This window comes from Streptomyces calvus (assembly GCF_006782915.1).
Lineage (GTDB): Bacteria > Actinomycetota > Actinomycetes > Streptomycetales > Streptomycetaceae > Streptomyces > Streptomyces calvus.
Genome location: NZ_VCNP01000051.1, coordinates 38,786 through 64,852 on the forward strand (window position 1 = coordinate 38,786; position 26,067 = coordinate 64,852).

Annotated in this window: 26 protein-coding genes; 7 read left to right on the forward strand and 19 right to left on the reverse strand. The window is 73.3% G+C overall.

From position 1 onward, the window contains the following. Positions 1-53 precede the first annotated feature (53 nt). Positions 54-410 (forward strand): 5-carboxymethyl-2-hydroxymuconate Delta-isomerase, encoded by a 357-nt coding sequence (locus FGW31_RS25150; protein WP_142195788.1) that lies wholly within the window; start codon positions 54-56, stop codon positions 408-410. 3 nt (positions 411-413) lie between these two features. Here the strand turns inward: FGW31_RS25150 and FGW31_RS25155 are convergent, their stop codons facing one another. The 3 genes from FGW31_RS25155 to FGW31_RS25165 all read right to left on the reverse strand — a co-directional run bounded on the left by FGW31_RS25155 (position 414) and on the right by FGW31_RS25165 (position 3,669). Beyond that, complete coding sequence (locus FGW31_RS25155) at positions 414-1,109, reverse strand: TetR/AcrR family transcriptional regulator (protein ID WP_142195789.1); 696 nt, start codon at positions 1,107-1,109, stop codon at positions 414-416. A gap of 64 nt (positions 1,110-1,173) precedes the next feature. Continuing rightward, complete coding sequence (locus FGW31_RS25160; RefSeq protein ID WP_142195790.1) at positions 1,174-3,108, reverse strand: hypothetical protein; 1,935 nt, start codon at positions 3,106-3,108, stop codon at positions 1,174-1,176. A gap of 48 nt (positions 3,109-3,156) precedes the next feature. Further along, the gene (locus FGW31_RS25165; RefSeq protein ID WP_142195791.1) at positions 3,157-3,669 is read right to left on the reverse strand and encodes a tetratricopeptide repeat protein; all 513 of its coding nucleotides are present in this window, start codon (positions 3,667-3,669) and stop codon (positions 3,157-3,159) included. A gap of 135 nt (positions 3,670-3,804) precedes the next feature. On the opposite strand from FGW31_RS25165, the gene FGW31_RS25170 reads away from it, so the two are divergent. Then, positions 3,805-4,311 carry a hypothetical protein gene (locus FGW31_RS25170; protein WP_142195792.1) on the forward strand — a complete coding sequence of 169 codons (507 nt, stop codon included), beginning with the start codon at positions 3,805-3,807 and terminating at the stop codon, positions 4,309-4,311. A gap of 75 nt (positions 4,312-4,386) precedes the next feature. Here FGW31_RS25170 and FGW31_RS25175 read toward each other — a convergent pair whose 3' ends face one another. The 7 genes from FGW31_RS25175 to FGW31_RS25205 all read right to left on the reverse strand — a co-directional run bounded on the left by FGW31_RS25175 (position 4,387) and on the right by FGW31_RS25205 (position 11,978). Continuing rightward, positions 4,387-5,922 (reverse strand): DUF1996 domain-containing protein, encoded by a 1,536-nt coding sequence (locus FGW31_RS25175; RefSeq protein WP_142195793.1) that lies wholly within the window; start codon positions 5,920-5,922, stop codon positions 4,387-4,389. 218 nt (positions 5,923-6,140) lie between these two features. Beyond that, entirely contained in the window at positions 6,141-6,827 is a 687-nt protein-coding gene (locus FGW31_RS25180; protein WP_142195794.1) for a LuxR C-terminal-related transcriptional regulator, read from the reverse strand. Then, the gene (locus FGW31_RS25185) at positions 6,812-8,089 is read right to left on the reverse strand and encodes a sensor histidine kinase (protein ID WP_142195795.1); all 1,278 of its coding nucleotides are present in this window, start codon (positions 8,087-8,089) and stop codon (positions 6,812-6,814) included. The genes FGW31_RS25180 and FGW31_RS25185 overlap by 16 nt, the downstream gene beginning before the upstream one ends. A 69-nt stretch (positions 8,090-8,158) precedes the next feature. Next, entirely contained in the window at positions 8,159-9,169 is a 1,011-nt protein-coding gene (locus FGW31_RS25190; RefSeq protein WP_142195796.1) for an SDR family oxidoreductase, read from the reverse strand. Between the two features lie 169 nt (positions 9,170-9,338). Next, entirely contained in the window at positions 9,339-10,376 is a 1,038-nt protein-coding gene (glnII, locus tag FGW31_RS25195) for a glutamine synthetase (protein WP_142195797.1), read from the reverse strand. Positions 10,377-10,783: 407 nt separating this feature from the next. After that, positions 10,784-11,494: an RlpA-like double-psi beta-barrel domain-containing protein gene (locus FGW31_RS25200; RefSeq protein ID WP_142195798.1), complete on the reverse strand. Its 711-nt coding sequence runs from the start codon at positions 11,492-11,494 to the stop codon at positions 10,784-10,786. Positions 11,495-11,618: 124 nt separating this feature from the next. After that, positions 11,619-11,978 carry an arsenate reductase family protein gene (locus FGW31_RS25205; RefSeq protein WP_142195799.1) on the reverse strand — a complete coding sequence of 120 codons (360 nt, stop codon included), beginning with the start codon at positions 11,976-11,978 and terminating at the stop codon, positions 11,619-11,621. A gap of 273 nt (positions 11,979-12,251) precedes the next feature. Between FGW31_RS25205 and FGW31_RS25210 the strand changes: the two genes are divergently transcribed. Continuing rightward, positions 12,252-12,566: a hypothetical protein gene (locus tag FGW31_RS25210; protein ID WP_142195800.1), complete on the forward strand. Its 315-nt coding sequence runs from the start codon at positions 12,252-12,254 to the stop codon at positions 12,564-12,566. 141 nt (positions 12,567-12,707) lie between these two features. Here the strand turns inward: FGW31_RS25210 and FGW31_RS25215 are convergent, their stop codons facing one another. Together FGW31_RS25215 and glnA are read right to left on the reverse strand one after the other, a co-directional pair. After that, positions 12,708-12,965 (reverse strand): SCO2583/SCO2584 N-terminal domain-containing protein, encoded by a 258-nt coding sequence (locus FGW31_RS25215; RefSeq protein WP_142195801.1) that lies wholly within the window; start codon positions 12,963-12,965, stop codon positions 12,708-12,710. Between the two features lie 183 nt (positions 12,966-13,148). Further along, positions 13,149-14,558 (reverse strand): type I glutamate--ammonia ligase, encoded by a 1,410-nt coding sequence (gene glnA, locus FGW31_RS25220; protein WP_142195802.1) that lies wholly within the window; start codon positions 14,556-14,558, stop codon positions 13,149-13,151. A gap of 210 nt (positions 14,559-14,768) precedes the next feature. Between glnA and FGW31_RS25225 the strand changes: the two genes are divergently transcribed. Next, positions 14,769-15,239, forward strand: coding sequence for an RDD family protein (locus FGW31_RS25225; RefSeq protein WP_142195803.1), 471 nt, complete (start codon positions 14,769-14,771; stop codon positions 15,237-15,239). Between the two features lie 127 nt (positions 15,240-15,366). Here FGW31_RS25225 and FGW31_RS25230 read toward each other — a convergent pair whose 3' ends face one another. From FGW31_RS25230 to lipB, 4 genes are all read right to left on the reverse strand, one after another. After that, positions 15,367-16,071, reverse strand: a complete 705-nt coding sequence (locus FGW31_RS25230; RefSeq protein ID WP_142195804.1) for a DUF4191 domain-containing protein — start codon at positions 16,069-16,071, stop codon at positions 15,367-15,369. A gap of 97 nt (positions 16,072-16,168) precedes the next feature. Further along, positions 16,169-16,369, reverse strand: a complete 201-nt coding sequence (locus FGW31_RS25235) for an SCO2195 family GlnR-regulated protein (protein ID WP_142195805.1) — start codon at positions 16,367-16,369, stop codon at positions 16,169-16,171. Positions 16,370-16,616: 247 nt separating this feature from the next. Next, positions 16,617-17,582 carry a lipoyl synthase gene (gene lipA, locus FGW31_RS25240; RefSeq protein WP_142195806.1) on the reverse strand — a complete coding sequence of 322 codons (966 nt, stop codon included), beginning with the start codon at positions 17,580-17,582 and terminating at the stop codon, positions 16,617-16,619. A 177-nt stretch (positions 17,583-17,759) separates the two neighbouring features. Then, positions 17,760-18,557, reverse strand: coding sequence for a lipoyl(octanoyl) transferase LipB (gene lipB, locus FGW31_RS25245; RefSeq protein WP_142195807.1), 798 nt, complete (start codon positions 18,555-18,557; stop codon positions 17,760-17,762). A 263-nt stretch (positions 18,558-18,820) separates the two neighbouring features. Between lipB and FGW31_RS25250 the strand changes: the two genes are divergently transcribed. Both FGW31_RS25250 and FGW31_RS25255 read left to right on the forward strand, forming a co-directional pair. Beyond that, the gene (locus FGW31_RS25250; protein WP_142195808.1) at positions 18,821-20,284 is read left to right on the forward strand and encodes a regulator; all 1,464 of its coding nucleotides are present in this window, start codon (positions 18,821-18,823) and stop codon (positions 20,282-20,284) included. A gap of 382 nt (positions 20,285-20,666) precedes the next feature. After that, on the forward strand, positions 20,667-21,185 hold the full coding sequence (locus tag FGW31_RS25255; protein WP_142195809.1) for a cupin domain-containing protein: 519 nt from the start codon (positions 20,667-20,669) through the stop codon (positions 21,183-21,185). A gap of 354 nt (positions 21,186-21,539) precedes the next feature. Here the strand turns inward: FGW31_RS25255 and FGW31_RS25260 are convergent, their stop codons facing one another. Together FGW31_RS25260 and FGW31_RS25265 are read right to left on the reverse strand one after the other, a co-directional pair. Beyond that, positions 21,540-22,952, reverse strand: a complete 1,413-nt coding sequence (locus FGW31_RS25260; protein WP_142195810.1) for an NAD(P)/FAD-dependent oxidoreductase — start codon at positions 22,950-22,952, stop codon at positions 21,540-21,542. A gap of 215 nt (positions 22,953-23,167) precedes the next feature. Further along, positions 23,168-24,070 carry a TIGR01777 family oxidoreductase gene (locus FGW31_RS25265; RefSeq protein ID WP_142195811.1) on the reverse strand — a complete coding sequence of 301 codons (903 nt, stop codon included), beginning with the start codon at positions 24,068-24,070 and terminating at the stop codon, positions 23,168-23,170. Positions 24,071-24,140: 70 nt separating this feature from the next. On the opposite strand from FGW31_RS25265, the gene FGW31_RS25270 reads away from it, so the two are divergent. Continuing rightward, a complete protein-coding gene (locus tag FGW31_RS25270; RefSeq protein ID WP_142195812.1) occupies positions 24,141-24,644 on the forward strand; it encodes a GNAT family N-acetyltransferase in 504 nt (167 codons plus the stop codon). Between the two features lie 34 nt (positions 24,645-24,678). Here FGW31_RS25270 and FGW31_RS25275 read toward each other — a convergent pair whose 3' ends face one another. Beyond that, positions 24,679-25,863, reverse strand: coding sequence for a MarP family serine protease (locus FGW31_RS25275; RefSeq protein WP_142195813.1), 1,185 nt, complete (start codon positions 25,861-25,863; stop codon positions 24,679-24,681). Between the last annotated feature and the right edge of the window lie 204 nt (positions 25,864-26,067).

Here is a 26,067-nt window from a genome sequence, read left to right on the forward strand (position 1 = left end):
GCCCCGCGCGGCTGCGGCTAGGGTGAGCCCTCCTGACCGGAACAGGAGGGCTCATGCCGCAGATCACCGTCGACTACTCCGAGCGACTGGCGGACGGCTTCGACCGGCCCGCCTTCGCGCGGGACCTGCACACCGCCGTCGTGGAGATCGCGGCCGCCAAGCCGCCCGCCTGCAAGACGCGGTTCCGGCGCACCGAGGACGTCGTGGTCGGCCCCGACACCGAGGGCCACGCGCTGGTGCACGTGCACATCGGCCTGCTGGCCGGCCGCACCGAGGAGACCAAGGCCCGGCTCACCGAGGCCGTGCTGGACCTGCTGCGGCAGTACGTCGAGCCGGAGCAGGGCCTGACCCTGCACGCCTCCGCCGAGATCCGCGACCTCGACGCGTCCTACCGGAAGTTCGAGGAGTAACCGTCACGGGGACGCCAGGGCGATCAGCCGGGCGGCGAGGTCGGTGAACGGCCCGTCGCCCGGCTCCTTCTCCAGCAGTCCGCGCAGCAGAGCGGCCAGTTCCTCGTCGCGGGCGGCGGCCACCGCGGCGAGTGCCGCGAAGTCCTGCACCAGCTGCGTCTCCAGGTCCTCGCGCGGGATGCGCCGCCCGTCCAGCCAGATCAGCGCCGTCGACTCGACGAGCGAGATCCAGGACCGCACGACCAGTTCCAGTCGCGGCGGCACCGGCTCCGTCGCGCCCATGTGCGCCAGCATCTGCTCGTAGGCGGCCTGCCGTACGGAGTCGATGAGCGCGTTGGTGGTGGAGGAGCCCACCGCGGGCCCGCCGCGCATCAGGGCGGAGAAACCGGGGCCGTGCTCGTCCACGAAGTCGAAGAACCGGCCCATCACCCGCCGCAGCCGCGACCCCAGCGGACCCTCGTGCGGCTCCACGAAACGGGACGCCAGATCCTCCGAGGCGCGCCGCAACGCCGCCTCGTACAGGCTGAGTTTGCCGGGGAAGTAGTGGTACACCAGCGGGCGGGAGATGCCCGCGCGCGACGCTATCTCGTCGATGGAGACCTCGTCGGGCGAACGCCGGCTGAACAGTTCGAGGGCCACGCCGATCAACTGCTGCCGCCGCTCCTCGACTCCCATCCTGCGACGCACCCCGATAGTCATGCGAACACCTTACCGATCGATTCCGGCCTCGAACGGTCCGGACCGGCCAGTGGTGTTCCGTCGACTAGCGCAGCCCGCTGATCGGCCGTCCGTTCTCCACCGTGCCCTCGAGGTACGCCCGGGCGCCCTTCTCGGCGCGGACGGTCAGCAGCCGGCCCCGGCCCGAGCCCTCGACGCCGCCCGTCGCCCTGACCGACGCGACGTCGTCGCTGCCGGCGGCCAGCAGGTACCAGGAGCCCGCCTCGGACTTCCACAACACCCCGGCCAGCACCCGCGGCTCGCGCGGCCCGCACGCCGGCACGTCCTGCGCCGTCGCCGCCACCGCCCCGAACCGCCCGCCCGGCGTGTGGAACTGCGCCAGCACCCGGGCGCCGGCGCCCCGCCAGGTCTCGGCCCGCGTGCACACCCACGCACCCGACCCGGCCCGGCCGTCCGGGGCGCCGGGCAGCGGCTGCTCGGCGAACGCCCAGGCGTTCACGCTCCGTACGCCCGCCGAGCGGACCGAGCCCAGCGAGCACGCGAACGGCGCCCAGGTGCGCAGCGCCTCCGCGCCGGAGGCCGGACGCGCCGCCCCGGGCCGTCCCGCGGTCAGCCGCGCCGGCACCAGCTCGCCCAGGTCGGTCAGCAGCGCCGTGCCGGTGCCGTCGGTCAGTTGCAGCACGTTCCACGAGGTGCACGGTTCCGGCCGGAGCACGGGACTGGCCAGGGGCGAGGTGACACCGCCGGTGAGGGTGAGGTCCATCGCGCCGGAACCCGGCTCGCGCAGGTCCCGCTCGGCCGCCCCGCGCACCCACGGCGCCGTCAGATAGCGCACGTTGCCGTCCGCGCGGCTCAGCACCACCGCGCCCGCCGCGTCCCGGCCGGCGCCGTCGACCCGGGCGAAGTCGAGGGCCGCGCCGCGCGTGCCGTCCTTCGGCTCGGCGTACCGGGCGATGCGCAGACCGTCGTACAGGATCACCACCCGGGCGGTGTCGACCGTTCCGGCGTACAGCAGGTGGGGCGGTCCCGGTGGGCCGCCGGTGGGGGTGCCGGGGGTCGCCGACACCTGGACGTCGCCGCCGGGCCGCGCCCAGACGGCGAGGGCGCGGCGCAGCAGCTCCCGGTCGCCGGTGCCGTCGCCGCGTGCCGGCCACACGGAGAAGTCGGTGCGTGCGGCGGTCTTCCAGGCGGTGGGGGAGACCCGGGTCAGCCGGCCCGGGTCCAGCGCGGCCTGCGCGGCCGGGTTGCGCGCGTACGGCGGCGCGGCGGGACCGTCGCCGCCCCAGCCGTCGCCCGGCAGTCCGAGCAGCGTCCCGCAGACCGCCAGCGCCGCCCCGGCGACCAGCGCGGCCCGCACCCGCCGGCGGCGGCCCAGCAGGTCGGTCGGCCGGGCCCGCAGCGAGCAGGCGTCGAACTCGGGCGAGTCGAGCAGCCGGTGGGCGACGGGGATCCGGTCGGCCTCGGCGAGCGCCGCGTCCGGGTCGGTAACACCGGCGGCCGTGAGCACCGCGCGCACGTCCCCGTCGGGCAGCCGTTCCAGGCCGCGCAGCGCGTATGCGGCGCGGGCCGGGCCGGACAGCGTGGACAGCCGCTGGTCCAGCGCGAGTTCGTCGGCGCCGCCGGGGCGGGGGAACAGCGTCAGGCCCCACACCTGGGGCAGCAGCGGCGGCAGCTGGGACCGCTTCGGCCAGGCCGCGCGCCACAGCGGGCGGCCCGCCTCCAGCGCCGTACGCACCACCCGGAGGCGGACCAGCGCGTACCCGGCCTCGACGTCCCGGCCGGCCTGCTGGGCGGGGATCACCGGTGCCGGGACGCGGCCCCGCGGCAGGGCACGCTGGACCAGGGAGTGCGCGGTCAGCACCCGCCGGCCGCGGCCGGGGCCGGACGGCAGCACCAGATAGGCGAGCCGGACGAGCCGCGGATAGTGCTCGACGAGCGCGGCCTCGGCCTGCTCGACGTCCACGACCGGGCCGGCCGGGGAGGAGGGTGCGGAGGGCTGGGCGACATCCTGTGGGTGCACGTTGGACTGAACGAGTGGATCAGGCGATGGTCACCCGACCCCGGGGCGTCACCGTCCGGCGGGCTCGACGAGCGCACGGGCGTAGGCGGCCATCGACCGCCGGTAGCGCGGCAGATGGGGAGCGAGCGCGCCGAGGACCAGCGACAGTCCCTCCCGGTCCCGCCCGAGGCTGGACAGGCACAGTGCGAGACAGGCCCGTACCGCGTCGTCCAACTCGTCCGACGGCGCGTCGAGTTCCGGCGTCAGCAGCCGTACGCCCTCCTCCGCCCGGCCGGTGTTCCTGAGGGAACTCGCCAGCTGGATCCGCGCCCGCCGCGCCCGGTAGCCGCTGACCTCGGCCAGGCCGCCGTCCAGGGCCTGCCGGTACAGCGGCACCGCCTGGTCCGAGTGCCCGGTGGAGTCCCAGGCGCAGGCCCGCTCGAAGGGGCCGAGCGGGCTGTCCGGCGGCAGTTCGGCGACGAGCGCGTCGATCACCGCGCGGAAGGCCGGCGCGTCCTGCTCGGGGTTGCTGTCGAAGGAGGCCCAGGCGGCGGTCACGCGGTCTTCCCAGTCGCTGTTCATCGGGCCACTGTCACACGGCCGGGCCCGTCGCCGCACCGGGAATTGAGCGCTGCGGGCGCCGCGGCCGTATCGGAGGCCGAGGGCCCCGCGCCGGGGCTCCGAACGGCATGGCGCCGTCGAGGACCGGAGGAAGACATGAGGGTGACCCGACCGATGCTCGCGCTGACCGGCGTGGCGGCGGCCCTGGCGCTGACGGGCTGCGGATCCGGCGGCGGCGACGCGGACCGGGTGCCGCCGACCGCGACCGGCAGCCTGGAGCGCCTGGCGGCCGAGGCGGAGTGCGAACCGGACCTGCAGACCGACGCCGACACGATCCGCCAGGCCCTGTGCGGGACGGGCGACGGCAAGTACGTCCTCGCCACCTTCGCCACCGACCGGGGCCAGCGCGAGTGGATCGACACGGCCAAGGACTACGGCGGTCACTACCTCGTCGGCCGCAAGTGGGTCGCCGTCGGCCACGAGGACGTGGTCGCCGCGCTGCGCGGCCGTCTCGGCGGCACCCTGGAGGAGGGCGTCGACCACGGCGGCGGGCGGCACGGCGGCGCCTCGCACCCGGCCGGTCACGCGGCCGGTCACACAGCCGGTCACGCGGCCGGTCGCACAGCCGGTCACGCGGCCGGTCGCACCGGTCACTCCGGCTAAGTCCGCGCGGACACGGAGGAGGGCCGGTGGCGGGTTGGTCCCGCCACCGGCCCTCCTCCGTGCCGGCCGGACCGCCTACTGGCAGTCCTCACCGCTGTTGATGCACTCCACCACCTGGTTCATCAGGTCCTCGTCCATGACGTTGATGAAGTCGTTGTGGTCGGTGATCGGCTTGTGCAACTGCTCCGGGAAGCTGTCCACCGCGTACGGGTTGCGCACCTGACCGTTCTCGACGACGGGGGTGGGGATGTCGTACACCAGGCGGATCTGCAGCTGCGGGACGGCCTGGAAGCCGTTCGGGCAGCTGCCGTCCTGCTGGACGAACGCCATGTGGTCGCGGTGGTTGGCGCTGTCGGTGTTCCGGCCGTCCCAGCAGCTCTGGAAGTTGGCCGTCCGCACCACCTGGCTGCCCTGCGGGCACAGCGGGTACTTGTCCGTCACCTGCCGGTCCTCGAAGCCGGTGCAGCTCCAGGAGCTGTTGGCGTTCGCGTTGCCGTTGACGAACGACTTGGCGTCGCCGGTGATGACGCGCAGGAACTTCGGCATGGCGACGACGTCGCCCTGCTGGTTGCCGACGAACCTGATCTCCGCCTGGGCCGGCTTGAGGATCCTGCCGACGTTGCCCTCGGCGCCGCCGCCCTGGTCGTTCGCGTCGAACTCCTGCGAGCCGTCCTGGAGCCGCAGCACCGGCCAGTAGTAGGTGGACTTGTCGCCCTGGTTCCGGCACGAGGTGTCCGCGTCGGCGAGGTCCTCGTCGCTGGAGAAGGCGTCGTTGTCCTGGTTGCCGACGTAGTCGTGCGTGTGGTGCGCGCCGTTGTCGACACCCGGGGCGGCGATCAGGTTGTCGCTGTTGAACAGGTTGTTCTCGTTGACGCCGCAGTCCGTGGTGAAGGAGCCGGTGGAACCGGAATCACCGTTGGCCGCCAGCCCGTTCTGCAGGCCGCGGGAGTTCGGCTGGACGTCGTTGATGTCGATGAAGTCCTCGGCCACCGGGCCGGCGGCCCCGTTGCCGTTGTCGTCCTGGTTCTGGCCGCCGCCGTCCTGACCGTCACCGTTCTGGCCGTCACCGTTCTGGCCGTCGCCGTCCTGGCCGTCACCTTCTTGACCGTCGCCGCTCTGGCCGTCGCCGGGCTGCTGCTGGTCGGCGGGGCGGCCCGTGCAGGCCGCCAGCCGGTCCAGGCCGTCGTCGGCCCGCCCGCCGGCCCGGTCGATCTCCAGCTTGATGCGGTCGATGAGCGCCTTCCGCCGGTCCTCGAGCGGACCCAGGATGGAGTTCTGCACGAACTGCGGGTCCCCGGCCTGCGCCCGGCGCGTGGTGACGAGGCGCTCGTAGGCGTCGGTGATCTGCTGGTCCATCGAGGCCAGTTCACCGTCGACCTCACCACGGGCCCGTTCCGGCACGTCCGAGAGCTGCTGGCCGACGTCCGGACAGTCGATCGTGGCGACCTGCGCCGCCTGCGACGTGGTCCGGTTGTGGCCCCTGTTCTCCTCGTGCGCCGAGGCGTAGAAGTTCGCCCAGATCAGCCCGCCCCCACCGAGCGCCAGGGCCGCCGCCCCGGCTACGGCCTTGGTGGCCAGCGGCGTACGGCGTTTTCTTGTGTTGCGTCCCATGGAACTCCTCTGACTTCCTTGCGGGGCATCCCATTGCGGGGCATCGAGGCGCCCGACAGGAGTGAAGCGGCTCCCTTGAGTACGCGAGCCGCCCCGCGGGTGTTCACCCGTCCCGGAAATCGACGCGAGGTCCGTACGCCCACGCGGGTTTCAACAGCCCCTGGAACACCGGGAGTTGTGGATCACGCACCGGTGGTGAGGAGGAGCGGGGGCGGGTGTCACCGGCCGTGGTCGAGGTAGGCGAGCACCGCCAGCACCCGCCGGTTGTCGTCGTCCGAGACCTCGAGCCCCAGCTTGGCGAAGATGTTCGCGGTGTGCTTCGCGATCGCCCGCTCCGTCACCACCAGCCGGGCCGCGATCGCCGCGTTGGTCCGGCCCTGCGCCATCAGCTCCAGCACCTCCAGCTCGCGGGGCGTCAGCCGCGTGAGCGGCCGGTCCGGGCCCGACTGCCGCGCCAGCAGCTGCTGGATCACCTGCGGATCCATCACCGTGCCTCCGGCCGCGACCCGGCGCACCGCGTCCACGAACTGCTCCGCGTCGAACACCCGGTCCTTCAGCAGATAGCCCACTCCGCCGGCCCCGCTGCCCGCTCCGCCCGGCCGTGAGGTGCCCCCGCCGGTCAGCAACTCCCGCGCGTACAGCTGCTCCACGTGCTGGGAGAGCACCAGCACCGGCAGTCCCGGCCGCCGGCGCCGCGCCTGAAGCGCGCACTGCAGCCCCTCGTCGGTGTGCGTCGGCGGCAGCCGTACGTCGACGACGGCCACGTCCGGCTCCTGCTCGGCCAGCGCCCGCGTCAGCTCCGGCCCGGACTCCACGGCCGCCGCGATCTCGAAGCCGTGCGCCTCGAGGAGCCGGACCAGCCCGTCGCGCAGCAGGAACAGGTCTTCGGCTAGGACAACGCGCAAGGGATCTCCACGGTGACCATGGTGGGGCCGCCCGCGGGACTGCTGACGGCCAGGACGCCGTCGAATGTACCCAGCCGCCGCTCGACCCCGGCCAGCCCCGAGCCGGCCCCGATCACCGCACCGCCCCGGCCGTTGTCGGTGACGGCCGCCCGCAGATGACCGTCGGCGTGGTGCAGGTCGACCCAGATCCGGTCCGCGCCGGAGTGCTTCACCGCGTTGGTGAGCACCTCGCTCACCGCGAAGTACGCGGCCGACTCCACCGGCGCCTGCGCCCGCCCGGGCAGGTCCACGGTCACCTCGGTGGCCACCGGCAGCCGCAGCGCCAGCGCCCGCACCGCGTCGCCGAGACCGCGTTCGGCCAGCACCGGCGGATGGATGCCGCGCACCAGCTCGCGCAGTTCGGACAGCGCCTCCACGGAGGTCCGGCGGGCCTGCGCGATCAGCTCCTTCGCCTTCGCCGGGTCCTTGTCGAGCAGCGCCTCGATGGTGCCCAGGTCCATGCCGACGGCGACCAGCCGCGCCTGCGCACCGTCGTGCAGGTCCCGCTCGATGCGGCGCAGTTCGGCGGCGGAGGTGTCGACGGCGTCGCGCCGCGTCTCGGTCAGCACCCGCACCCGCTCGGCCAGTTCACGGTCGGGCGCGCCGAGGACGGCCCGGGTGAGCAGGAAGTGACCGTGCAGCACGCGCGCGGCGAAGAAGTGCGCGAAGAGCAGCACGACCAGCGCGAGCGCCCCGGCACCGAGCGCGGACGCCTGGTCCGTGACCCGTACGAAGCCGTACCAGTAGCCGTCGGGCAGCACCCGCCACAGCCCGACCGCGATGGCGAGGCCCTCCAGCGGATACAGCAGCAGCGCGGCCGGCAGCAGCGCGGTGACGAAGCCCGCGGTCATGTCGACCGGCAGCCACCGCAGATCCCGCCAGGTCGCCGGGTCGCCCAGCATCCCGAACGTCCGCGCCCACGGGTTGGCGTCCGCCGGCAGCGGCCGGTAGGACGGCGCGATCCGCACCCCGCCCCACTCGGCCGCCAGCACCCGCCGCCCGTTCGCGAACATCCGCACGCCCGTCAGCACGTACGGGGTGGTGACGATGCCGATCCCGATCGGGATCAGCGCGATGGACACGGCGGACAGCACGAAGCACAGCACCGCCCCCGGCAGGGACACCAGCGCCAGCGCCAGCCCCCGTACCGCGGCGAGCCCGACGCCCCGCCCCCTGCCCCGCCCCGTGCGGCTGCCGCCGTCGCTGTCGCTGTCGTTGGTCATGGCGCAAGTCTGGCCGAGCGCGGTCCGCGGGACACTGGGCCCAGCCCCCCGCTTCGGGGGTGGTGCTGCCTACACCCCTGCGGCGCCCGCCAGCACCCTCGCCTCCACTTCCGGGTCGAGTCCCTTGTCCGTCCGGTCCGGGCGCTGGGGCGCGGTGCCGCCGATGTCCCGGAGCCACCGCCAGGTGTCGGTGACGGTCTCGGCGACCGGTCGGCAGCTCAGCCCCGTCGCCACCGCGCGGGAGACGTCCGCCGCGTGCAGCGCGTCGTGCAGGTCGCTGCCCGGCGGCACCCACACCGGCAGCTGCGTCCACGGTTCGATGCCCGCGTCGAGGATCACCTGCGGTGCGGTCCAGCGCAGTTCGGCCGCGCCGCCGGTCACCTCGGCGCACGCCTCCAGCAGCCCGCCCATGGTGGTGTGCCCCTGCGGCGAGATCAGGTTGTACGGCCCGCTCAGCCCCTGTTCGGCCGCGCCGAGGATCCACTCGGCGAGGTCACGGACGTCGATGTACTGCAGCGGCAGGTCACGCGGCCCCGGGGCGAGGACCGGGCCGCCGCGCGCCATCCGGTTCAGCCACCACGGCAGCCGGCCCACGTTCTCGTACGGTCCGAGGATCAGCCCGGCCCGCACCAGCGCCGACCGGTCCGCGCCGAAGGTGTCCACGGCGGCCAGTTCACCGCCCCGCTTGTCCCGCGCGTAGTCCGTCGTCCCCGAGTCCGCCGACGCGCCCGTCACCACGGCGGCCTGCTCGGTGTACCCGGCGGGCGGCGCCCACTCGTACACCGAGCAGCTCGACACGTACACGTACCGTCCGGCGCGGCCGCGCAGCAGCCGTGCCGTGTCCCGCACCGCGCGCGGCGCGGCCGACCAGGTGTCGACGACGACGTCCCACGCGCCGGGGTCCTCGTCGAGCGCGGCCAGCCCGTCGACCGCCGTCCGGTCGCCCAGCAGCGTCCGCACGCCCCGCGGCGCCTCGTGCCGCCCCCGGTGGAAGACGGTCACCTCCCAGCCCCGTCCGAGGGCCGCCTCCACGACGGCCCGGCCCACGAACTCCGTCCCGCCCAGCATCAGAAGTCTCATACCGGCGACTCTGCCCGCCCGGGTCGCCCGGCGGAACGCGAATCTGCTGACGGCAGACCGGCACCCGCGCGGCAACGCCGCGGCGGCCCGGCGTTCTTGCGCCGCCCGGACGGCGTGAGGGGCGCCCACCTCGGCGGTGGGCGCCCCTCACGTCCGGCGGTGGGACGGATCAGACCTGGCCGGCCTTCTCCAGCGCGGTGCAGCAGGTGTCGACCAGCAGACGGGTCACCACGTACGGGTCGACGTTGGCGTTCGGGCGGCGGTCCTCGATGTAGCCCTTGCCGTCCTTCTCGACCTGCCACGGGATACGGACCGAGGCGCCGCGGTCGGAGACGCCGTAGGAGTACTCGTTCCACGGGGCGGTCTCGTGCAGACCGGTCAGGCGGTCGTCGATGCCGGCGCCGTAGTTCTTGACGTGGTCCATCGGCTTGGAGCCCTCACCGAGCGACTCGCAGGCGGTGATGATCGCCTCGTAGCCCTCGCGCATCGCCTTGGTGGAGAAGTTGGTGTGCGCGCCCGCGCCGTTCCAGTCGCCCTTGACCGGCTTGGGGTCGAGGGTGGCGGAGACCTCGAAGTCCTCGGCCGTGCGGTAGAGCAGCCAGCGGGCCACCCACAGCTGGTCGGAGACCTCCAGCGGGGCCAGCGGGCCGACCTGGAACTCCCACTGGCCGGGCATGACCTCGGCGTTGATGCCGGAGATGCCGAGGCCCGCCTTCAGGCAGTTCTCCAGGTGCGCCTCGACGACGTCGCGGCCGAAGATCTCGTCCGAGCCGACACCGCAGTAGTAGCCGCCCTGGGCGGCCGGGAAGCCGCCCTCGGGGAAGCCGAGCGGGCGGGCGCCCTTGAAGAAGGTGTACTCCTGCTCGATGCCGAAGATCGGCTCCTGGGCGGCGAACTTCTCGGCGACCTCGGCCAGCGCGGCACGGGTGTTGGTCTCGTGCGGCGTCATGTCCGTGTTCAGGACCTCGCACAGCACCAGCACGTCGTCGCCGCCGCGGATCGGGTCCGGGCAGACGAAGACCGGCTTGAGCACGCAGTCCGAGGCGTGCCCCTTGGCCTGGTTGGTGGACGACCCGTCGAAGCCCCAGATCGGCAGGTCCGCGCCCTCGGCCGGCTTCTCGGAGTCGGCCAGGATCTTCGTCTTGGACCGCAGCTTGGCGGTCGGCTCGGTGCCGTCGATCCAGATGTACTCGGCCTTGAAGCTCACGGTCCACATCCTTCGGGGGTGGGTCTGGGCGCTGGTGCGGGTGCTGCGGCGCTGCGGCACTGGGGCGCCGCCGTCGATGCCACGCAGCCTGTCAACAGGCGATTTCCCGGCCATTGCCCGTATGTGAACCCCGTGTTACCTCACACTGCCGTGGCCCGCTTCACCCGGTGAGCACACCGGGTACGGGGCGGCTTGTATGCGAAGGGACGGAGGCGCCCGCCGCTCCCGTCCGCTTGCGACGGGCGCCTCCGTCCGGTGACGGTGGGCGCTTCCGTCAGGTTGCGGCGGGCGCTCCCGTCCGGTGACGGCGGGCGCTTCCGTCAGGTGACGACGGACGCCTTCGTCCGGTTACGGCGGACGTTCCCGTCCGGTGACCGCGGGCGCCTCGTCGGCGCGCCCGGGGTGCGTCACCCGACCTTCTCGATCACCGCCCGCCGGATCAGGAACTTCCCGGGTTCCCGCACCTGCTCGAACGCCGCGTCGTTCAGCAGCACACAGCTGCCGGACACCGAGGTCACCTCCACCGTCGTGGACCTGCCGTTGTCCAGGTTGGTGACCTTCAGCCGGGTGCCTGCCGGGAACTGGTTGCTGGACGCGGCCGGCGCGCCGTCCTCACCGGAGAGGGTGACGGTGGACCCGGTGCACACCTGCTCCCCGGCGGCCGCACCGCCGGCCTGCCCGTCCTGGCCCGCCTGCCCGTCCTGTTCGGCCGTCCCGCCCTCGCCCGCCTGCCCGTCCTGCTCGCTCCCGGCGGGCTGCGAGGGGGCGGCGGGCTGTTCCGGCTGCGCGGCCCCGGAGTCCTGAGCCGACTCCCCGGCGACGCACCCGGACGCCTCCTGCTTGCGCTTGATCTCCTCGATGACCGCCTCGCGGTTGGCGATCCGCGCCGCCGACTGCGCGTCGGGCTCGGCCCGCTGGCCGTCGATGAACCGCTGGTTGTTGCCGAGCGCGGTGGCGAGGCCCTGGCAGACGGTGGAGTCCGCCGCCGACCGGGTGGTGGGCGGCGCCGCGGCGTTCGACGTGTTCGCCATGACGAAGGCGCCGCCCCCCGCCACCGTCGCCGCACCGAGCAGCAACGCGAGCTTCTTCTTCGGACCGAGACTTCGCCTGCGCGACATGCGCGCCTCCTGAGGAGAGAGGGGAGTGCGTACGCCGCTAGGTACGAGATACCGAACGCAGGTGCTCAGCGGTCGAGGGAAGTCGCCCAAGTGGCCTGAGTCACAAGAGTGTTGTCCGCGCAGGTCAACGGGACAGGGCGTCCCGTACCGCGTCCTCCGAGCGGGCCACCACCGCCGTGCCGTCGTCCGCGGTGATGATCGGCCGCTGGATCAGCTTGGGGTGCGCGGCCAGCGCCGCGATCCAGCGGTCGCGCGCTCCGGCGTCCCGCGGCCAGTCCTTGAGCCCGAGCTCCTTCGCCGCGGCCTCCTGGGTGCGGGTGATGTCCCACGGCTCCAGGCCGAGCCGCTCCAGCACCGCGCGGATCTCGTCCTCGCTCGGCACGTCCTCCAGGTAGCGGCGGACGGTGTACTCGGCTCCCTCGGCGTCGAGCAGGCTGAGGGCGCTACGGCACTTGGAACAGGCCGGGTTGATCCAGATCTCCATGCCCCCACGCTACGCCCGACGTCCGCACGGCTGCGGCGGTCCCCTTGCGGCAAGGCGCGCCCGCTTCCCGGTGTTCGATTTCCCGAAGCCTCACCCGCCCCCTCCGCACCTGCCGTGACGCACCGTCAACATCCATGCTGGCCTGCGCATTTACCGGCTTCCCGGCTCCTCCGATTGTCAGTGCCGAACGGTAGACTGTAACCAGTGTTCGAGGGAATCGCCGGGGTCGTCGTGGACCTCGGTGAGCGCCCTGACCGCGACAGGAGGATGCCTGTGCCCGCTGCCGCACTCCAGCAGAAGCCCCTGCCCACCCAGTCCACCGCCAAGCGCCTCGTGCCCCTGGAGACGCCCTGCGCCCCGGTGGCCAAGCGCCCGCTGCCGGCGGGCCGCCCGCGCGACTGGTACGTCACCCACAACCGCCGGCTCAAGGCGATGCGGCTCGCCATCGCCCTGCTCGACTCCGGCGTTTACCTGCCCGACCAGGCCCGCAACGAGACCATCCGCGGCACGGCGGCCCGGATCGGCGTCCACCCGCCGTCCGACACCACCTGCCACATGGTCCGCGCCTTCATGCGCTACAACCGCTGACCCGCACCGCGACCCCGGGCGCCCCCGCTCACGAGGGCGCCCGGCCGGCACGGCGACGCCGGCACCGGTACGGGCGGAAGCCTGGAATCAGTACGGTCTCGGCCTCGGTCTCGGCCTCGGGTCCGAGTCGCCGTGTCCCGATCAGTACGGCCGGAAGTTCACGTACCCCAGCAACAGGATCACCGCGACGACGCAGCCGAGGACCACGACCGTCGACACCCAGGAGGAGCGGCCCGCGGAGGCCCTGTGGTCCGGGTCGGCGCGGAAGGGCGCCGGGGCGGGCGGGTTGTCCTTCCAGCGCGCCGCGAGCATCCGGGCCCGGGCCGACGGCTCCTTGTGCTCGGCGTCGTCCGCCCACCTGAGGTCGAACTCCCGCTCCTCGTCGTCCCTGTCGGACATCCCCGTGACCTTCCTCGAACAACAGTGTCACTCCCTATGGTGCCCCCGCCCCGGACACCGGGGGAAGCGTTCCGGACAGCGGGAACGGGCCCCGACCACGGGAAGACGACGGCGCCCCCGCCCCGGGAAGGACCGGGAGCGGGGGCGCCGTACGGGCTCACGCGTCACACGCGCGAGCGCCGATCACACGTCGAAGTACAGCTCGAACTCGTGCGGGTGCGGACGCAGCTGGAGCGGGGCGATCTCGTTCGCGCGCTTGAAGTCGATCCACGTCTCGATCAGGTCCGGCGTGAAGACGTCGCCCTGGAGGAGGAACTCGTGGTCCGACTCGAGGCGGTCGAGGACGGCGCCGAGCGACGTCGGGACCTGCGCCACGTTCGCGTGCTCCTCCGGAGCCAGCTCGTAGAGGTCCTTGTCGATCGGCTCGGCCGGCTCGATCTTGTTCTTGATGCCGTCCAGACCCGCGAGCAGCAGGGCCGAGAAGGCCAGGTACGGGTTGCCGGAGGCGTCCGGGGCGCGGAACTCGACGCGCTTGGCCTTCGGGTTCGAGCCGGTGATCGGGATGCGCATCGCGGCGGAGCGGTTGCGCTGCGAGTACACCAGGTTCACCGGCGCCTCGAAGCCCGGCACCAGGCGGTGGTACGAGTTCACCGTCGGGTTGGTGAAGGCCAGCAGCGACGGGGCGTGCTTGAGGATGCCGCCGATGTAGTAGCGGGCCATGTCCGACAGGCCGGCGTAGCCCTGCTCGTCGTAGAACAGCGGCTCGCCGCCCGCCCACAGCGACTGGTGGACGTGCATGCCGGAGCCGTTGTCACCGAAGATCGGCTTCGGCATGAAGGTCGCGGTCTTGCCGTTGCGCCAGGCGACGTTCTTCACGATGTACTTGAAGAGCTGCAGGTCGTCGGCGGCCGCGAGCAGGGTGTTGAACTTGTAGTTGATCTCGGCCTGGCCGGCGGTGCCCACCTCGTGGTGCTGGCGCTCGACCTTCAGGCCGGCCCGGTCCAGCTCCAGGGAGATCTCGGCGCGCAGGTCGGCGAAGTGGTCGACCGGCGGGACCGGGAAGTAGCCGCCCTTGTAGCGGACCTTGTAACCGCGGTTGTCCTCCAGCGCACCGGTGTTCCAGGCGCCCGCCTCGGAGTCGATGTGGTAGAAGGACTCGTTCTCGGACGTCTTGAAGCGCACGCTGTCGAAGACGTAGAACTCGGCCTCGGGACCGAAGAACGCGGTGTCCGCGATCCCGGTGGAGGCCAGGTACGCCTCGGCCTTCTTGGCCACGTTGCGCGGGTCACGGGAGTACTGCTCGCCCGTGATCGGGTCGTGGATGAAGAAGTTGATGTTCAGCGTCTTGTCGCGGCGGAACGGGTCGACACGGGCGGTGCTCAGGTCCGCGCGCAGCGCCATGTCGGACTCGTGAATGGCCTGGAATCCACGGATCGAGGATCCGTCGAAGGCCAGCTCCTCGTCCGGGTCGAACGCGTCGACAGGCACCGTGAAGTGCTGCATCACACCCGGGAGGTCGCAGAACCGGACGTCGATGAACTTGACGTCCTCGTCCGCGATGAACTTCTTGGCCTCGTCGGCGTTCTGGAACATCCAGCTCCTCCTACTCCCGACCGTCCCGCCGGGGTGGTAGATCGTTCGTGCGGCCAGTGCGGGTGGCACACGCTGCGCTCGACCCTAGGGACGGGTCATTTCTCGGGCGTGACCCATTTGTTTCGCACAAGTTAACCGGGTCCTCTTCCACCGTAGCCCCGACGCACCCCGCCGTCCCCCGGTCATTTACGGGCGCAGTACCGTGGACGGGTGGACAACAGGCAAGCAATCGGATCATGGCTGTCCGGGCCGCGCGCGGCCATGGAGGACGCCGGTGCCGACTTCGGCTACCGCGGCGAGCAGCTGGGACTGCCGGAGGACGGACCGGGCTCCATCGCACGCCCCGGCCGCAGGCTGGGCGCGCTGGCCGTGGACTGGGGCCTCGGCGTCCTGATCGCATACGGCCTGATCACCGACGGCTACGACGGGCAGACGACCGGCAACTGGGCGCTGCTGGTGTTTCTTGTGATGAGCGTCCTCACCGTCGGCACCGTCGGCTTCACCCCCGGCAAGCGCCTGTTCGGGCTGCGCGTGGTGGCCCTCGACACCGGCCGGGTCCAGCCGCTGCGCGGCCTGCTCCGCTCGGTGCTGCTGTGCCTCGCCGTCCCCGCCCTGATCTGGGACCGCGACGGCCGCGGCCTGCACGACCGGCTCGCCCGCACGGTCGAGGTGCGCATCTGACCCGCACCCACCGGGACCGACGGGCCGCGGTACTCCATCGGGACCGACGGGCCGCGGCACGACGCAGTACGACGACGGGGGCGCCGGATGTGGATCCGGCGCCCCCGTCGTCGTAGGAGAACGGGTCTCAGCGGCCCCTGGGGTTGCCGCCCTTCGGCAGCTTCATGCCCTTGGGCATCGGGCCCTTCGGCAGCGGCATGTTGCTCATCAGGTCGCCCAGGGCGCGCAGCCGGTCGTTGGTCGCGGTGACCTGCGGGCCGCTGAGCACGCGGGGCAGCTTCAGCATGGTGGTGCGCAGCTTCTTCAGCTCCGTCTGGCCCTCGCCGGTGCCCACGATCAGGTCGTGCACCGGGACGTCCGCGACGATGCGGTTCATCCGCTTCTTCTCGGCGGCGAGCAGGCTCTTCACCCGGTTCGGGTTGCCCTCGGCGATCAGCACGATGCCGGCCTTGCCGACCGCGCGGTGCACCACGTCCTGGTTGCGGTTCATCGCCACCGCGGGAGTCGTCGTCCAGCCCCGGCCGATGTTGTCCAGCACGGCCGCCGCGGCGCCGGGCTGTCCCTCCATCTGGCCGAAGGCCGCCCGCTCGGCCCGGCGCCCGAACACGATCGCCGTCGCGAGGAAGGCGAGCAGGAAGCCCAGGATGCCGAGATAGATGGGGTGACCGATCAAGAAACCGATCGCGAGGAAGACACCGAAGGTGACGATTCCGACAGCCGCGAGTACAAGACCGATCTTCTTGTCGACCTTGCGGGTCATCTTGTAGGTCAGAGCGATCTGCTTCAGTCGCCCGGGGTTCGCAGCGTCCGCTGCGGGTTCCTTCCTCGCCATGGCATGAAGTCTACGTGTCCCCGCGAGCGCCTTCGACGGCAGTGCCGGTGGGGGAGCGGCACGCGCGCGAAGCGGTCGCCCGGGAGAGGGTTCGGCGTCAGGGGCGGGCGCTCAGCGTCTCGTCGAGGACGCGCTGCGCCTCGACGCGGTCCTTGGCGCGGCGGCGGTCCTCCAGCACGGACGTCCAGGCGTTGCGGCGGGCGGTGCGCTGGCCGCCGCTCATCAGCAGCGACTCGACGGCGCGCAGGGCGGTGGTGAAGGACGGGATGGCGGTGGCGCGGACGGGCGCGGCCTGCATGTGGAGGTCCCCCTCGGTGCTCCGGGTGCGGAATGTACGTGGCGTGATGCCAGGCTCACTGACTGGTGTTACCAGGGCGTGACCGACCGGTCAAACAGGCATGAAGCCTCGGTGGGCGGGCCCCGGAACGTCGACGCGGCCCCGACCTGTGCCCTTATCTGCGAGGACGGTCGGAGCCGCGTTCTCCCGGCCGTTACTGGCGGGTAGTGCCTTGTGCGTGAATTCACACGCGCTGGGTGATGCGGTGTCAGACGGCCTGCGAGGCGACGAACGCGCCGCGCTTCTCGACCGCCATCCGGTAGAGCCGGCCGGCCCGGTAGGAGGAGCGGACCAGCGGACCGGACATCACACCGGAGAAGCCGATCTGCTCGGCCTCCTCCTTCAGCTCCACGAACTCGTGCGGCTTCACCCAGCGCTCGACGGGGTGGTGGCGCACCGACGGGCGCAGGTACTGGGTGATGGTGACCAGCTCGCAGCCGGCGTCGTGCAGCTGCCGCAGCGCCTCGCTGACCTCCTCGCGGGTCTCACCCATGCCGAGGATCAGGTTGGACTTGGTGACCAGGCCGTAGTCGCGGGCCTCGGTGATGACCTTCAGGGAGCGCTCGTAGCGGAAGCCGGGGCGGATGCGCTTGAAGATCCGCGGGACCGTCTCGACGTTGTGCGCGAAGACCTCGGGACGGGAACCGAAGACCTCCGCCAGCTGCTCCGGGACGGCGTTGAAGTCCGGGGCCAGCAGCTCGACCTTGGTGCTGCCGCCCTCGCGGTTCGCGGTCTGCTGGTGGATCTGGCGCACGGTCTCCGCGTACAGCCAGGCGCCGCCGTCCTCCAGGTCGTCGCGGGCGACGCCGGTGATGGTGGCGTAGTTCAGGTCCATGGTGACCACGGACTCGCCCACGCGCCGCGGCTCGTCGCGGTCGAGCGCCTCGGGCTTGCCGGTGTCGATCTGGCAGAAGTCGCAGCGCCGGGTGCACTGGTCGCCGCCGATGAGGAAGGTGGCCTCGCGGTCCTCCCAGCACTCGTAGATGTTCGGACAGCCGGCTTCCTGGCACACCGTGTGCAGGCCCTCGCTCTTCACGAGGTTCTGCATCTTCGAGTACTCGGGGCCCATTTTCGCCCGGGTCTTGATCCACTCGGGCTTGCGCTCGATGGGGGTCTGGCTGTTGCGGACCTCCAGGCGCAGCATCTTGCGTCCGTCGGGTGCGACTGCGGACACGACCGGCTCCCTAGCGATTGATTCTTCGGCGTCCTCAAGGGTACGCCCGTTGATTTGAAACCCGGCGGGGGTGCTCGCGCCGCGGCGGACGCCCGTCCCGGGGCCCTTGGCTCCGGCCTCGACGGCCTTCTCCCCGAACGCCGGACGGGCCGCGCTCATGCCGGTGGCTTCACGGCCTCAGGCCGGCGTCCGCTCGACGACCCGGGGCTTCAGGTCGGCGTTCTCCAGGATGTCCTTCAGGTGCCGCTCCACGACCGGGAGCACCTCGGCGATCGTGATGTCGCGGCCCAGCTCGTTCGCCAGCGAGGCGACGCCCGCGTCCCGGATGCCGCACGGGATGATCCGGTCGAACCACTTGTTGTCGGGGTTCACGTTGAGCGCGAAGCCGTGCATCGTGACGCCCTTGGCCACACGGATGCCGATCGCGGCGATCTTGCGGTCCTCGCGGCGCTGACCGGCGTTGGAGGGCGCGTACTCCGGGCCGTTGAGGCGCGGGTCGAACTCCTCGTCCCGCAGCCGCGGGTCGAAGTCCAGGGACAGCCCGCCGAGCGCGGGACGCCGCTCGACCGGATCGCCCAGCACCCACACGCCGCTGCGGCCCTCGACCCGGGTCGTCTCCAGGCCGAAGTCGGCGCAGGTGCGGATCAGGGCCTCCTCCAGGCGGCGCACGTGCGCCACGACGTCCACCGGGCGCGGCAGCTTCTGGATCGGGTAGCCGACGAGCTGGCCGGGACCGTGCCAGGTGATCTTGCCGCCGCGGTCCACGTCGATGACCGGGGTGCCGTCGAGGGGGCGCTCGCTGTCCTCGGTGCGCCGGCCGGCCGTGTACACCGGGGGGTGCTCCAGGAGGATCACGGTGTCGGGCACCTCGTCGGCGAACCGCGCCGCGTGCACCCGGCGCTGCTCGTCCCAGGCCACTCGGTAGTCGACGGCCTCGGCACCGAAGCCCATCCGGACGAACCGCAACTCACTCACCGCAAGCGCCTCCCTGGAAGGTCGTAAGGCACGTAGCGCGCCCAAGCCACTGTACGACCGCGCCGTCGGCCCCCGACGGGCAGCCGCCCGTCCGGCCGCCCGTCAGCATCCCGGCAATCCTCACACGATCGGATGAATGCGGCCGGAAGCCTGCGATCACGCGCTTACTCTCCGCTACATTCGCGCCGTCCACGAGGCCATAATGGCTGCTCACAGGCAATCCGGGCGCATCGTTAGCCGGAAGGCAGGAGACCGCACCGCAGATGACGGAACGACCCGCGCAGCGCACCCCCAACCGACAGCTCGCCGCGCTCATCGCAGAAGCGGGGTTCTCCAACGCGGGACTCGCCCGGCGCGTGGACCAGCTCGGTCTGGAACACGGGCTCGACCTCAGATACGACAAGACGTCCGTCACCCGATGGCTGCGCGGCCAGCAGCCCCGGGGCACCACACCGGCCCTGATCGCCGAGGTCTTCACCCGCCGCCTCGGCCGCCGCCTCACCGCCCAGGACCTGGGCCTGGACGCCTGCGCCCCGGTCTACGCCGGACTGGAGTTCGCCGCCACCCCCGAGGAGGCCGTCGACATCGTCAGCGGCCTGTGGCGCAAGGACTCCGGCAGCCACGCCGAACTGCGCAAGATCGCCTTCACCTCGGCGGGACTGGTCGTACCGAGCCGGGACTGGCTCATCGGGCGCGCCGACGAGAAGGTCGCCCGCGCGGAGCCGCCGCCGCGGGTCCCGCCCCAGGGCCGCCCCGCGTCCCGCCCGGTCGGCCCGCAGGAACTCGCCGCGCGCCGGCGCCCCACCTCCGAGCGCGTCCCCGGCCACCGCGTCACCGGCGGCGACATCGCCGCGCTCCGCTCGGTCGGCGAGCTCTTCCGCACCCTCGACGACGCCTACGGCGGCGGCCACGCCCGCCAGGCCCTCGTGCGCTACCTGGAGCACGAGTGCGAGCCCATGCTGCGCGGCGCGTACGGCGAACAGACCGGCCGCCGGCTGTTCGCGGCCGCCGCCGAGCTGACCCGGCTGGCCGGCTGGACGTCGTACGACATCGCCGCGCACGGACTCGCCCAGCGCTACTTCGTGCAGGCGCTGCGCCTCTCCCAGGCGGCCGGAGACCGGGCGTACGGCGCGTACGTGCTGGTCACCATGAGCCGGCAGGCCGTCTACCTCGGCCACGGTCGGGAGGCCGTGCAGCTCGCCCGGGTCGCGCAGCAGGGCGCGGGCGGCTCCGCACCGCCGGTCGTCCAGGCGCTGCTGCACGCCGCGGAGGCGCGCGGGCACGGGGTGCTCGGCGAGGTGCGGGCCTGCACGGCCGCGCTGGTGCGCGCCGAACGCGCCCTGGACGCCGCCCGTCCCGGCGACGAGGTGCCGCCCTGGGCGCGCTTCTTCGACGAGGCGCAGCTCGCCGACGAGTTCGGGCACTGCCACCGCGACCTCCAGCAGTTCCGCGCCGCCGCCCAGCACGCCGAGCGCTCCCTGCAACTGCGCGCCCCGGGCTACGCCCGCAGCCGGCTGTTCTGCCGGGTCGTGCTCGCCACCGCCCGCCTCGGCCTCGGCGAACTCGACCAGGCCTGCCAGCTGGCCGCCGAGGCCGCCGCCCAGGCCGCCGAGATGCGCTCGGTACGGGCGGTGGAGTATGTCCGCGATTTCGAACGCCGTCTGGAGCCGTACCGGGACGCGGGCCCCGTCCGCACCTACCGCGACCGGGTCGCCGCCTACGGCTGACCCGAGCGGCCGGTCCGCGGCCCGGGTGCCTGGGCCTGAGCGCCTCCGGCACCGCCGGCGAGCGTCACGTCGGCCTCCAGACCCGTCGCGGTCGTGGGGGCCGACGTCGTGTCCGGGGAGGGCGTCGCCGCACGCCGGGAAGACCGGCGGGAGCGGCCCCACGGCTCTTCGGCCCGGTGCCGCCGTACGAGGGCCTGCCGTTCGGATCGTCCCGGTGCCGTGGGGCCCGAAGGCACGGCACCTCACAGCCGGGCCGGTCCGAACGGCACGACCTAGGTCCCCGGCCCTCGGCCCGGGTCGGACCGGATCATCCGGAAGCCCGATGCCGCCTCGTGGAGGCGGGGGCCACGATGCTCGGGAGACCTGCCAGGAGGAGCGCATCATGTCGTACCCGGAACACCTCGAGTACCCGGAAGACCGCTACCACGGCGACAGGGGCGAAGTGAACGCGGCCTTCCGCCCGGCCGACAGCCCACCGGACATCTCCTCACCCGGCGGCTCCACCCACTACCTCGCCACCAACGCGTCGACCGGCGGCGAATTCGGCCTGTACAAGGTGGAGTTGGGCGCACGGTCCGCTGGGGCCAAGACCCACTTCCACAAGGCGATGTCGGAGTCCTTCTACATCCTCTCCGGCGAACTGGAGCTGTACAACGGCGAGAAGTGGGTCACGGGCCGCGCAGGCGACTTCCTGTACGTACCGGTCGGCGGCCTGCACGCCTTCAAGAACGTGACCGACGAGCCCATGACCATGCTCATGATCTTCTCCCCGGGCGCCCCACGCGAGGAGTACTTCGAGCGGGTGGCGGAGATGACGCAGCGCGGTGGTGAAGAGCTCAAGCAGTTCCGCATCCGCCATGACAGCTACTTCGTGGAGGACTTCGCGCCGGGGGAGGAATAGCCGGCGGCTCGCGCCCGGTGCCCGCGGACCGCGTCGCGGTCCCGGACGCCGGCGGGCCTCTGCGCGGACACGGCCCGGCGACGCCCGTGCCCAAAACAGCCCGCCCGGCCCGTCGCGGAGCCGGATGGCCGGGCTGCCCCGCGGGGAACGCGGCCCGGCGTCGCGCTCGCCACGAGATCCGCCGACGAATGTCCCTTCCGGGGGCGGCAGCGGGTGCCGTGCCCGGCCGTCCTCACCCGGCCGCGGGCATGCGTGCCGCGGGTGGGCGAGGACGGCGGCACCGCGTGGACGCCGGGCGGCGGACCCGCCCCACCGGCCCCTTACCGGTTCCGGTCCGGCCCGCCGACCGCCAGGTCACGCCGCCCGTGCCGTCGGCAGCGGGTCGGCGGAGTGGAGGGGGTGGTCGGCGCCCAGGTCGGTCAAGATCGCGGTGGCGGCGCGGTGGGCCGAGTGGAGGGCACCCTGCACCGTCCCGGTGTCCCGGTGGTCACCGCACACGTACAGGCCCGCGAGCAGCCGCACCGGCCGCCGCAGGTCGTGCGGCGGCCGCATCGCCGGCACCGCGTCGGCGGTGTGGTGCACGGCCAGCGTCTCCCAGCGGGCCGTGGACACCCCGTAGAGCCGGGCCAGGTGCATGCGTACGGCGGTGTCGAGCCCCGGCCCGGGCGGGCCCAGCACCGTCGACGTCACCAGCGTGCGACCGGCCGGTGCGCGCGACGGGTCGACCCCGCTGACGACCGCCGTGTGCGCGACCGGCCCGCCCCGGTCCGCGTCGAGCAGCAGCGAGGCACCGGTCGCCGGGGCCTCGTCGGTCGTGTGGTGCAGCACCGTCACCGGGTGGAAGTCCGGCACGCGCAGCCCCGGCAGCAGCTCACCGGCGGCCCGCCCCCCGGTCGCCACCAGCACCGCGCCGCACCGGAACTCGCCGTGCTCGGCGGTGGTCACCGAGGTCGTCGACACGGAGGTGACCCGCACCCCCGTGCGCACCGTGCCCGGCGGCAGAGCCCGCGCCAGCCGCTGCGGCAGCGCCTCCGCGCCGCCCTGCGGCAGACACAGCCGTCCGCTCGCGAAGGCGCGCAGCGCGAGGTCCGCGCACCGGCTGGAGGTCGTCAGGTCCGGGTCGCACAGCAGGGCGGCGAGCAGCGGACGCAGGAAGCCGTCGATGGTGCGGGCCGGCAGCCCGCGGGCCGTCAGCGCCTCGGCTGCGGGCAGCTCGGGCCGGGCCAGCAGCCGTTCCACGGGCGTGGCCGCGAGCCTGCCGAACGCGGCGCCCAGCCGGGCCTGGTCGACCGCCGTGCCCAGCGGCGCGCCGGTACGGCTGCGGGGCACGGACACCTGCCGGCCCGGCACGGCCACCGGCCTGCGGGGCCCGGAGCCGGGCCGTGGCGCCGTCGCCAGGGCGCGCACCGCGTGGAGGGCACCCCGAGCGCTGCGCGCCCCCCTTGCGCCCCCGGCACCCGCGCGCACGCCCGCACGATGGTGCCGTCCGTCGCTGTGCAGCAGGACGCCGGGCGCGAAGGGACTCAGTTCGAGCCCGTCGAGCCCCGGTGTCAGCCGCAGCTCGGGACAGGCCGTGGACAGCAGCCGCCCGATCCGGTCGAGCCGGAAGCCGTCGACTTTCTCGGTCGCCATCCGGCCGCCCACCTCATGGGCGGCCTCCAGGACCAGGGTGGTGACTCCTGCGCCGGTCAGCCGTCGCGCCGCGGAGAGCCCGGCCACCCCGGCTCCCACGATGACGACGTCCGCCTGGTACGTGGGCTCAAGCACGTGCCCCTCCTCGAGGTTGCGCGGGCGCTGGAGACGTCATGCCCTCAACAGGCCCCAGGGATACCCGAGTTCTGGTCGAGGTTAGGGCCGTGATCGGTCACGTGGTCAGTCGCGCATGGACAGAGCACGGGCGCACGACGGTCGCATACATGCATCGGATGGGCCCCAAGTGGTCGCAGAGGGCTCAGTTCCGTGCGCATCGCGGTCGTACGTGGTCACAGCGCTGCTCTGACCGCCTCCTCGATCCGCGGGAAGGCGAACCGGAACCCCGACTCGAGCAGCCGCGCCGGCACCACCCGGGCACTGCCCAGCACGTCCCCGGCCATCTCCCCGAGCACGGTCCGCAGCACGGGCGCCGGCACCGCGAAGAGGGCCGGCCGGTGCAGCACACGCGCCATCGTCTCGGTGATCTCACGGTTGGTCGCCGGGTACGGGGCGGTCAGATTGAACGGCCCCGACAGCCCTTCGGTGTCCAGGAGATGGCGCAGCGCGGCCACCTCGTCGTGCAGCGCGATGAACGACCAGTACTGGCGCCCGTCCCCGAGCCGGCCGCCCAGCCCGGCCCGGAACAGCGGGAACAGCCGCCCCCACGCACCGCCGCCGCGGGCCACCACCAGCCCGGTCCGCGCGAACACGGTCCGCACCCCCGCCTCCCGCGCCGGCGCCGCCGCGGCCTCCCACTCCACGCACAGCCCGGGCAGGAAGCCCTCGCCCGGCGGGGCGCTCTCGTCCACCGTCCGCCCGCCGGTCTCGCCGTAGTAGCCGATCGCGCTGCCGTTGAGGAGCACCCGGGGCCGCACCTCCTCGGGCAGAGCGGCCACGGCCTCGGCGAGCGCGGCCGTGCCGCGCACCCGGCTCGCCCGGAGCCGCGCCTTGTACGCCGGCGTCCACCGCCGGTCGCCGACCCCGGCCCCCGCCAGATTGACCACGGCCCCGCACCCGGCCAGCCCGTCCGCGTCCACCGACCCCCGTTCCGGGTCCCACCGCACCTCGTCGGCCGCCCGGGCCGCGCCCCGCACCAGCCGGACCACCTCGTGCCCGTCCGCCGTCAGGGCCCGCACCAGGGCGCCGCCGATCAGCCCGGACGCACCGGCCACCGCGATTCGTGAACGTTCCATGACGCCATCCTGCCGCTGCCGGGAGGAAATTCACGGAGGCACCGGGCACCGCGGCCGTACAGTGGCCCACATGCCCGAGCCCCTGATACGCACCGCCCGGCACGGCGACGAGGGGGAACTGGCCCGCCTCGACGCCGCCACCTGGTCGCCCCTGCACGCCGTGACCCCGCCGCCGCAACCGCCGTACGACTCCTTCTTCAGCGAGCGTTCCGGACCCGCGGACCACCGTGTCGCCGAGTACGGGGGCCGGGTCGTCGGCTACGTCCGGCTCGGCTTCCCCACCGAACTCGCCTCCAACGCGCACGTCCGGCAGATCCGCGGCCTCGCCGTCGCCGAGGAGGCACGCGGCCTGGGCGTGGGCCGGGCGCTGGTGCGCGCCGCCGTCGCAGAGGCGCGCGAGCGCGGCGCGCGCCGGATCACCCTGCGCGTGCTCGGCCACAACACCGCCGCCCGGAAGCTGTACGAGTCCGAGGGCTTCGTCGTGGAGGGCGTCCAGCCGGAGGAGTTCTTCCTCGACGGCGCCTACGTCGACGACATCATGATGGGCCGGTCCCTGCTCGGACCGGCCGACTGAGGACGCCGGCCCCGCCCGGAGGCCGTCCGTCCTCCTACGAGGTGGTCGGCTCTCCCGTGTCCACCGGCGCCGTCGCCCGTGCCGCGCGCTCGGCGTCCGGCGTCACCTCGGCCGCCGTCAGCACGTAGCCGGTCCCGGCGTCCGAGGTGGACCGCGCGAACACCACGCCGTACACCCGGCCGTCGGTGGTCAGCAGCGGGCCGCCGGAGTTGCCCGGGCGCACGGTGGAGCGGATCGAGTAGATCTCGCGGACGACCGTCTCGGTGTGGTGGATGTCCTGGCCCCTGGCCTGCACCCGGCTCGCGACCGTCGCCGCCCGCAGGTCCAGGTCGCCGTTCTGCGGATAGCCCGCCACGACCGCCGGGTCCCCGCGGCCGGCGTCGTCGTCGAAGCGCAGCACCGGCGCCCGCAGCTCCGGCACGTACAGCACGGCCACGTCCTTGCGCGGGTCGAACAGCACCACCCGCGCCGCATACGCCCGCCCCACCCCGCCCACGCGCACGGTCGGCTCGTCGATGCCGGCCACCACATGGGCGTTGGTCATCACGCGCTCGGGCGCGAACACGAAGCCGCTGCCCTCACGGCCCTGGGTGCCCGCCACGCCCTCGACCTTCACCGTGCTGCGCTGTGCGGCCCGGGTGGCGGCCGGCGTGACGCTGTCCCCGGTCGGCTCGGCGACCTCGGCCGTCGACTCGTTCTCGAACGGGTTGAACACCTGCGGGAAACCCGCCTCCGTCAGCGCCGACGTGGCCCGCGAGAACCAGCCCGGAGTGGTGTCCGGCATCGTCTCCTGCACCGCGCCCAGCAGCCGTGAGTCCCGGATCGCCGACGTCACCAGCGGCGACGAGGACGCGCCCAGCACGCTCGCCGCCACCCACGCCACGATCAGCACCGCCGCCCCGTTCGCCAGCGCCCCGCCGATGCCGTCCGCGACCCGCAGCGGCCCCCGGTCCAGTTCCCGCCGCAGCCTCAGCGCAAGCCGCCCCGCCAGCTCGTGGCCCGCCACGGCCGGCAGCAGCACCGTGACCACCGCCGTCACCGTCGCCCGCGTCGTCCCCGGCGGCACCAGGTCCATCACCCACGGCAGGAGCCACACGCCGACGGCCGCACCGCCCACGAAACCGGCCAGCGACACACAGCCGGCCAGCAGCCCGCGCCGGTAGCCGGACGCCGCGTAGGCCAGGACGACCAGCAACAGCAGGATGTCGAGCAGGTCCACGCACGCCGCCTTTCTCCCGGACCCCTGCATACGTGGGGGAGGGGCCCGCCGATCAGCCGCGCGCGCGACGGCCGCCCGAATGCGGCCACGCGCGCGTGTACCGGGGGAAACGACGCGGACCGGGACGATGGTTCCACCGGGTGGCACCACGGATCGGTTCCACCGGGTGGCACACCACGGATCGCGGACCGGGCGGATCCGTCC